Below are 6,316 nucleotides of genomic sequence, written 5' to 3' on the forward strand. Positions count from 1 at the left end.
CAGGAATACGTTTCAGCCCGTCCGGCGTTTGAGGACCGGGGGTTCGGGGGCTGGCCCCCGAGTCGTTGACGGGAACGGGTAGGGGCGGCGGGGGCGAGAAATATCCGCGGAACTACTCCGCCAGGACCGCCTCGGAGTCCAGCGTGACCCCGACCGCCTGCACAACCGCCGCGATCTTGAACGCTTCCTGAATCGTCTCCCGGTCGACACCGGCCCGCCGGAGCACCTGCTCGTGCGAGTCAAGACACTGCCCGCACCCATTGATCGCGGACACGGCCAGCGACCACAGCTCGAAGTCGACCTTCTCCACCCCCGGGTTGCCGATGACGTTCATCCGCAGCCCGGCCCGCAGCGTCCCGTACTCCGGATCGGAGAGCAGATGCCGCGTGCGGTAGAAGACGTTGTTCATCGCCATGACCGCCGCCGCGGACTTCGCCGCCGTGTACGCCTCGGGCGAGAGCTTCGCGTTGGCCTCCTCCTCCAGCTCACGCAGCACCCGCGGCGACCGCGAGGCGATGGCGCAGGCGAGCACCGTGCCCCACAGCTGCTGCTGGGGAAGGTCGGAGTTGCCGATGACGGAACCGAGGTTCAGCCGCAGGTCCTTGGCGTAGTCCGGAATCGCGGACTTCAGCGCGTCGAGGGACATGGGTCACTCACCGGCCAGCAGCTTGACGGGGTCGAGCGTGGTCTCGCCCTTGGTCCAGTTGCAGGGGCACAGCTCGTCGGTCTGCAGCGCGTCCAGGACCCGCAGGACCTCCTTGGGGTTACGGCCGACGGAGCCGGCGGTCACCATGGAGAACTGGATCTCGTTGTTCTGGTCGACGATGAAGACGGCGCGCTTGGCGAAGCCGTCCTCGCCCTCGATGCCGAGGTCACGCATGAGCTCGTGCTTCGAGTCGGCCATCATCGGGAACGGCAGGTCGGTCAGGTCCGGGTGGTCCTTGCGCCAGGCGTGGTGCACGAACTCGGAGTCACCGGAGAAGCCGAGGACCTGGGCGTCACGGTCGGCGAACTCGTCGTTGAGCTTCCCGAAGGCGGCGATCTCGGTCGGGCACACGAAGGTGAAGTCCTTGGGCCACGCGAAGACGATCTTCCACTGACCTTCGTACGTCTTGTGGTTGATCTGCTCGAACTCCTCGCCCTTCTCCAGCGAGACACAGGCAGTCAGATCGAACTCGGGGAACTTGTCACCGACAGTGAGCACGGGCTCTCCTTGCAGCGAAGAAAACACCAATTTGATGGGCTTTCCCATGGGTTGGACGCCCATGATCGTGGCACAGGGTGCATTGATTAGGGAAATAGCTACACTCCGTCGTGTTGATCGAAAACAGCTATCAGCGCACGTGAGCGACGTAGGTGCGTGCGCGGGTACGCGCGAGTGGACCGACGAGCGAGAGGACCGCTGGTGCCCCCTGTCAGGAAGAGGCAGCCCAGCCTCCCGCAGCTGCGCGCCTTCGCCGCGGTGGCCGAGCAGCTGCACTTCAGGGACGCGGCAGCCGCCCTCGGGATGAGCCAGCCCGCGCTGTCCGGCGCGGTCTCGGCGCTGGAGGAGACCCTCGGCGTGACGCTGCTGGAGCGTACGACCCGCAAGGTGCTCCTGTCCCCGGCGGGCGAGCGGCTGGCCGTACGGGCCAGGGCGGTGCTCGACGAGGTGGGCGCGCTGATGGAGGAGGCCGAGGCGCTGCGGGCGCCGTTCACGGGGGTGCTGCGGCTCGGGGTGATCCCGACGGTGGCGCCGTATCTGCTGCCGACCGTGCTGCGGCTCGTCCACGACCGCTATCCGGCGCTCGACCTCCAGGTCCACGAGGAGCAGACGTCGAACCTGCTGGCGGGGCTCACCACGGGCCGGCTCGATCTGCTGCTGCTCGCGGTGCCCCTCGGGGTGCCGGGGGTCGTCGAACTGCCGCTGTTCGACGAGGACTTCGTACTGGTCACACCGCTGGACCACTGGCTGGGCGGCAGGGAGGGCATCGAGCGCGAGGCGTTGCGCGAGCTGAATCTGCTGCTGCTGGACGAGGGGCACTGTCTGCGGGACCAGGCGCTCGACATCTGCCGGGAGGCCGGGCGGGCGGACGCGCCGGTCACCACGACGGCGGCGGGGCTCTCCACCCTGGTGCAACTGGTCGCGGGTGGGCTGGGGGTGACGCTGCTGCCGCGTACGGCCGTCACGGTCGAGACGGCTCGGAGCAGCCAGTTGCGCACCGGGTATTTCGCGGAGCCCGCTCCCACTCGGCGGATCGCGCTCGCCATGCGGGGTGGGGCGGCGCGCGGGGGCGAGTACGAGGAGTTGGCGGGGGCGCTCCGGGACGCGCTGAAGCCGTTGCCGGTACGGGTGTTGTGACATCCGTGCCGGCAACGGCTTTGGCCCGGGGGCCCGGGGGCCCGTGCGCGGGATTTCGGGTGCGGGTGCGTCGTGGCTGGTCGCGCAGTTCCCCGCGCCCCTGAAAAGCTGCGCCGTTCGCCGCGCCCCTTCCGGGGCTACTCCGTGCGCAGGCCGTCCGGGCGCATCAGGCGTAGGAGTGGGGGGACGCTCAAGGCCGTCACCGCGAGGACCACCGCCGCTCCGATGCCCGTCATGGCCAGGACGCTCAGCCAGTCCACCGCCACCGTCGTGGCCGTCATCTTCAGCAGGACCGCGCCCAGGGTGAGGCCCACCATCGAGGCGAGGACCAGGCCAAGCGCGACCGGGATCGCCGTCTGCCACAGGACCGACAGGCTCAGCGTGCGGCGCCGGGTGCCGAAGGCGACCAGGGCCGAGAGCAGCTTCTTGCGCTCGCGCAGCTGTTCCAGCTGGGAGACCAGCAGGCTCGCCCCGATCAGCGCGAGGACACAGGCCGCGCCGACGAACAGCCCGGTGCGGATGGAGTCGAAGCGCTCCGAGCGCTGACTTCCCGTGAACGTCATGGGCTCCGTGAGCGGGCTGATCTCCGCCGCGGCGTTGCGTACGAGCTCCTGCCCGTCCTGGACCGTCGGGTCCAGCTTGAGGTAGATCACCCCGCTGGTCGCAGGGAGTGCGGCGCCGGGCAGCGCACTGCTGGTGAACAGGAAACCGCCCCGCTCCCAGCCCGTCGGGTCCTTACGCGGATCCGCCTTCTTGATGTCCTTCGGCACGGTCCAGGCCACCTCCGCGCCCTTCACGACGTCGTCGTAGGTGGGGTCGATGGCGAGCCGCCGGCCGGGCTTCGCGAACTCCGCGGTCTCCGAGTCGTACTCGACGCCCTGCACGGCGAACACATCGCCCTCGCGGCACGAGGACAGCTTCGCCACCTCGCGCAGGGCGGCGCAGTTGCCGACCGTGACCGCCGAGGACCTGTCGGGGTTCTTGGCGCGCTCGCCCAGCGTGGTGTCGGACAGTGCGACGGCGCCACGCACCCCGCGGGTGTCCGCCAGATCGCTCCTGGCGTCCGCGAGAGAGACGGTCTTCGGCAGGGAGATCTGCATCTGGGCGCGCGAGAGGTCCTGGCCCGTGGACTTCGTGTAGTCGCTCTCGATGCCGGTGAACAGCATCTGCAGGGCGATCGCACCGGCCACCGCCACCGCGATGCCGTTGACCATGCGGGCCGCGGTGCCACTGCTCAACTGCAGCCTGCGAACGGCCAGCTGCCAGGAGACCGAGCCCGAGTTCAGCCGGGCCACGACGGCTTCCACGACCCACGGCAGCAGCGCGGTGACACCGACGAGGAGCAGGACGACACCGCCGGTGACCATGTACTCGTTGAAGTCGCCGTTGTCGTTGCCCTTGCCGAGCATCGGGGCGAGCAGGCCGAGACCGCCCAGCGGCAGCAGCAGCCGCCACCACAGCCGGCGCCGCGCGGGCCTGGCCGTACGCACCACGCCGAGCGGTTCGATGACCACGCCGCGCAGGGCGAGGAGCGTCACCGCCACCGCGGCGGCCGGGACCGCGACGGCGATCAGGACGGCGAGTACGGGCGTCGGGTCGAGGTAGCTCGGGAAGACGCTGATCCCGAAGAGCTCCAGGGAGCCGGCGATCTGGCGGCCGATCAGGAAGAAACCGACACCGAAGGCCAGCCCGAGGAAGGCTCCGGCGAGGGCCTCGCCCGCGGCGATCCGGCGGGTCATCCGGCCGTCCGCGCCGACCAGCCGCAACGCGGCGAGCCTGCGGTCGCGCCGCTCGCCGCCGAAGCGTACGGCCGCGGCGATGAAGACGCCGACCGGCATCAGCAGCACCACGAAGACCGTGAGGACGAGCAGGAGGAGGACCGGGTCGTTCATCTCCTCCTTCGGCGCCTTCTCCGCGCCGAAGGTGTCCAGGCGCACGATGCGGGAGCCTTCGTCGAACTTCGCCAGGTCCTGGCCGCCCGCGTAGTAGGCGAGTTCGGCCGGGCCGATCAGGCCGCTCTCGCCGATGGTTCCCGTGACGCGGTACGGCAGCCGGTCGTGCAGCAGCTTCGCGTCCTTGGAGTCCAGCAGTTCCTTCAGCGCGGGGGAGACGACCATCTCGCCCGGCGCGGGGAACTTGTCGACGCCCGGCGGCAGTGGCGCCCGCAGGCCCTCCGGCTCCAGCTGACGGCCGCGTACGTCCAGGCCGCGGAACTCGGTGTCGACGTTCGCGACGAGCACCGTGTTGTCGGACCTGGCCGGTTCGACGCCGTTCATCAGGAGGTCCATCCGCGCGTACTCGCGGTCGGACCGTGCCTGCAGCGCGCTCGGGATGGCCGTGGTGAGCAGCAGCAGTGCCACGCCGAGCCCGACACCGACACCGGTGAGCAGCACCCGTACCCAGCCCTCGCGACCGCCCGTGAACGCGAACTTGATCCCCATGGCGAGATCCCTGGACCACTGCCGCAGCACGGAGGTCGCAGCGCGCGGGTCGTCCCACTCCTGCGGCTGCGGGGGAGCCTCGGGCGGCGCGGCGGCGGTCGACGGGCGGGCGCTCATACGACGCGCTCCATGTCCCGGGACTTCCCGTCGCGTACGACGATCTCGCGGTCCGAGTAGGCGGCCACCCGGGTCTCGTGCGTGACGAGGACGACGGCGGCGTTGGCGGACCGGGCGGCGTCCGTGAGCAGCTCCATCACACGCTCGCCGTTGAGGGAGTCGAGGGCGCCGGTGGGCTCGTCCGCGAACAGCACCCGCGGGCTGGTGACCAGGGAGCGGGCCACGGCGACGCGCTGGCCCTGGCCGCCGGAGACCTCGCCGGGCCGCTTGCCCGCCAGGTCGTCGACCTCCAGGCGCTCCATCCAGGCCAGGGCGGTGCGTTCGGCCTCCTTGCGGGAGGTGCCGTTGAGGCGCAGCGGCAGGGCCACGTTCTCGACGCAGGTCAGCTCCGGCACCAGCTGGCCGAACTGGAAGACGAACCCGAACTGCGAGCGCCGCAGCGCGCTGCGCTGGGAGTCGTTCATGGTCGCCATCTCACGGCCGTTGTACGTGATCGAGCCCGAGTCGGGCGTCACGATGCCGGCGAGGCAGTGCAGGAGGGTCGACTTGCCGGAGCCCGAGGGGCCCATCACGGCGACGACCTCGCCCGGGTGGATGGAGAACTCGGCGCCGTCGAGGGCGTTGGTGGGGCCGTACGCCTTGCGCAGGTCGTGGGCCACGAGCAGGGAGCCTGCGGGGGTCATCGGGTCACCGCCTCAGCGAGTTTGCCGAGGCGCGCCGCGGTGAGTTCGAGCCACCGCAGGTCGGCCTCAAGATGGAAGAGGGCGTGGTCGCAGATCAGCTGGTCGGCGAGATCGCCCTTGCGCTTGCGGTCGGTGAGGATGCGCATCATGCGCAGGTGTTCCGAGCGCTGGGTGTCGAGGATCTCGGACGCGTCGCGGTGCGTCAGGAGGGCGAGGACGACCTTCGTGTAGAGGGTCGACTGGAGATACGGCTCCGGCTTCTCCGGCGTCGCGAGCCACCGTTGGACGTCGGTGACGCCCGCCTCGGTGATCGCGTAGCGCTTGCGCTCGGGGCCTTCGCCCGCCTCTATCCCGTCGACCTCCACGAGGCCGTTCTTCAGCAGCCGGGACATCGTCGAATAGACCTGGCCGTAGTGGAGCGGCCGGTCGTGACCGAACTTCTCGTCGAAGGCCCGCTTCAGGTCGTAACCGTGTCGGGGGCCGGACTCCAGGAGCCCTAGGAGGGTGTGACCGATGGACATGCGGAGCACTCTACACAGTGCGTATACACGCCGTGTATACGCACGGTGTAGACGCTCTTCGTGAGGGTGCGTCCGCGCAGGTCGGAACCGATTGTCACGGTTCTGCCACCGCAATCGACCGTGCTGCTTCGGGTGCGGGCCGGTGGGGGTGGGCCGCGCAGTTCCCCGCGCCCCTGAAAGCGGGGCTGCGCCCCGGCTTTGCGCCTTCAGGGG

General features: G+C 70.0%; 6 protein-coding genes. 1 reads left to right on the top strand and 5 read right to left on the bottom strand.

Annotated elements, in window-relative coordinates:
* Positions 1 to 112: 112 nt before the first annotated feature.
* Both ACFWGJ_RS40515 and ACFWGJ_RS40520 read right to left on the bottom strand, forming a co-directional pair.
* Positions 113 to 646, bottom strand: coding sequence for an alkyl hydroperoxide reductase (locus ACFWGJ_RS40515; RefSeq protein WP_366788400.1), 534 nt, complete (start codon positions 644 to 646; stop codon positions 113 to 115).
* A gap of 3 nt (positions 647 to 649) precedes the next feature.
* Positions 650 to 1,204 (bottom strand): peroxiredoxin, encoded by a 555-nt coding sequence (locus tag ACFWGJ_RS40520; RefSeq protein ID WP_387333969.1) that lies wholly within the window; start codon positions 1,202 to 1,204, stop codon positions 650 to 652.
* Positions 1,205 to 1,405: 201 nt separating this feature from the next.
* On the opposite strand from ACFWGJ_RS40520, the gene ACFWGJ_RS40525 reads away from it, so the two are divergent.
* Complete coding sequence (locus ACFWGJ_RS40525) at positions 1,406 to 2,341, top strand: LysR substrate-binding domain-containing protein (protein WP_387333970.1); 936 nt, start codon at positions 1,406 to 1,408, stop codon at positions 2,339 to 2,341.
* A gap of 137 nt (positions 2,342 to 2,478) precedes the next feature.
* Here ACFWGJ_RS40525 and ACFWGJ_RS40530 read toward each other — a convergent pair whose 3' ends face one another.
* The 3 genes from ACFWGJ_RS40530 to ACFWGJ_RS40540 all read right to left on the bottom strand — a co-directional run bounded on the left by ACFWGJ_RS40530 (position 2,479) and on the right by ACFWGJ_RS40540 (position 6,103).
* A complete protein-coding gene (locus ACFWGJ_RS40530) occupies positions 2,479 to 4,782 on the bottom strand; it encodes an ABC transporter permease (protein WP_387333972.1) in 2,304 nt (767 codons plus the stop codon).
* 113 nt (positions 4,783 to 4,895) lie between these two features.
* On the bottom strand, positions 4,896 to 5,582 hold the full coding sequence (locus tag ACFWGJ_RS40535; protein ID WP_387333971.1) for an ABC transporter ATP-binding protein: 687 nt from the start codon (positions 5,580 to 5,582) through the stop codon (positions 4,896 to 4,898).
* Positions 5,579 to 6,103, bottom strand: a complete 525-nt coding sequence (locus ACFWGJ_RS40540; RefSeq protein WP_107020256.1) for a PadR family transcriptional regulator — start codon at positions 6,101 to 6,103, stop codon at positions 5,579 to 5,581. The genes ACFWGJ_RS40535 and ACFWGJ_RS40540 overlap by 4 nt, the downstream gene beginning before the upstream one ends.
* Positions 6,104 to 6,316 lie beyond the last annotated feature (213 nt).

Source organism: Streptomyces sp. NPDC060205 (assembly GCF_042728395.1).
In the GTDB taxonomy this organism is placed as follows: Bacteria; Actinomycetota; Actinomycetes; order Streptomycetales; family Streptomycetaceae; genus Streptomyces.

What these genes read in the sequence shown, in the direction of transcription:
- ACFWGJ_RS40515 (WP_366788400.1), bottom strand. Translation starts at nt 646, where the DNA reads ATGTCCCTCGACGCGCTGAAGTCCGCGATTCCGGACTACGCCAAGGAC.
- ACFWGJ_RS40540 (WP_107020256.1), bottom strand. Translation starts at nt 6,103, where the DNA reads ATGTCCATCGGTCACACCCTCCTAGGGCTCCTGGAGTCCGGCCCCCGA.
- ACFWGJ_RS40530 (WP_387333972.1), bottom strand. Translation starts at nt 4,782, where the DNA reads ATGGGGATCAAGTTCGCGTTCACGGGCGGTCGCGAGGGCTGGGTACGG.
- ACFWGJ_RS40535 (WP_387333971.1), bottom strand. Translation starts at nt 5,582, where the DNA reads ATGACCCCCGCAGGCTCCCTGCTCGTGGCCCACGACCTGCGCAAGGCG.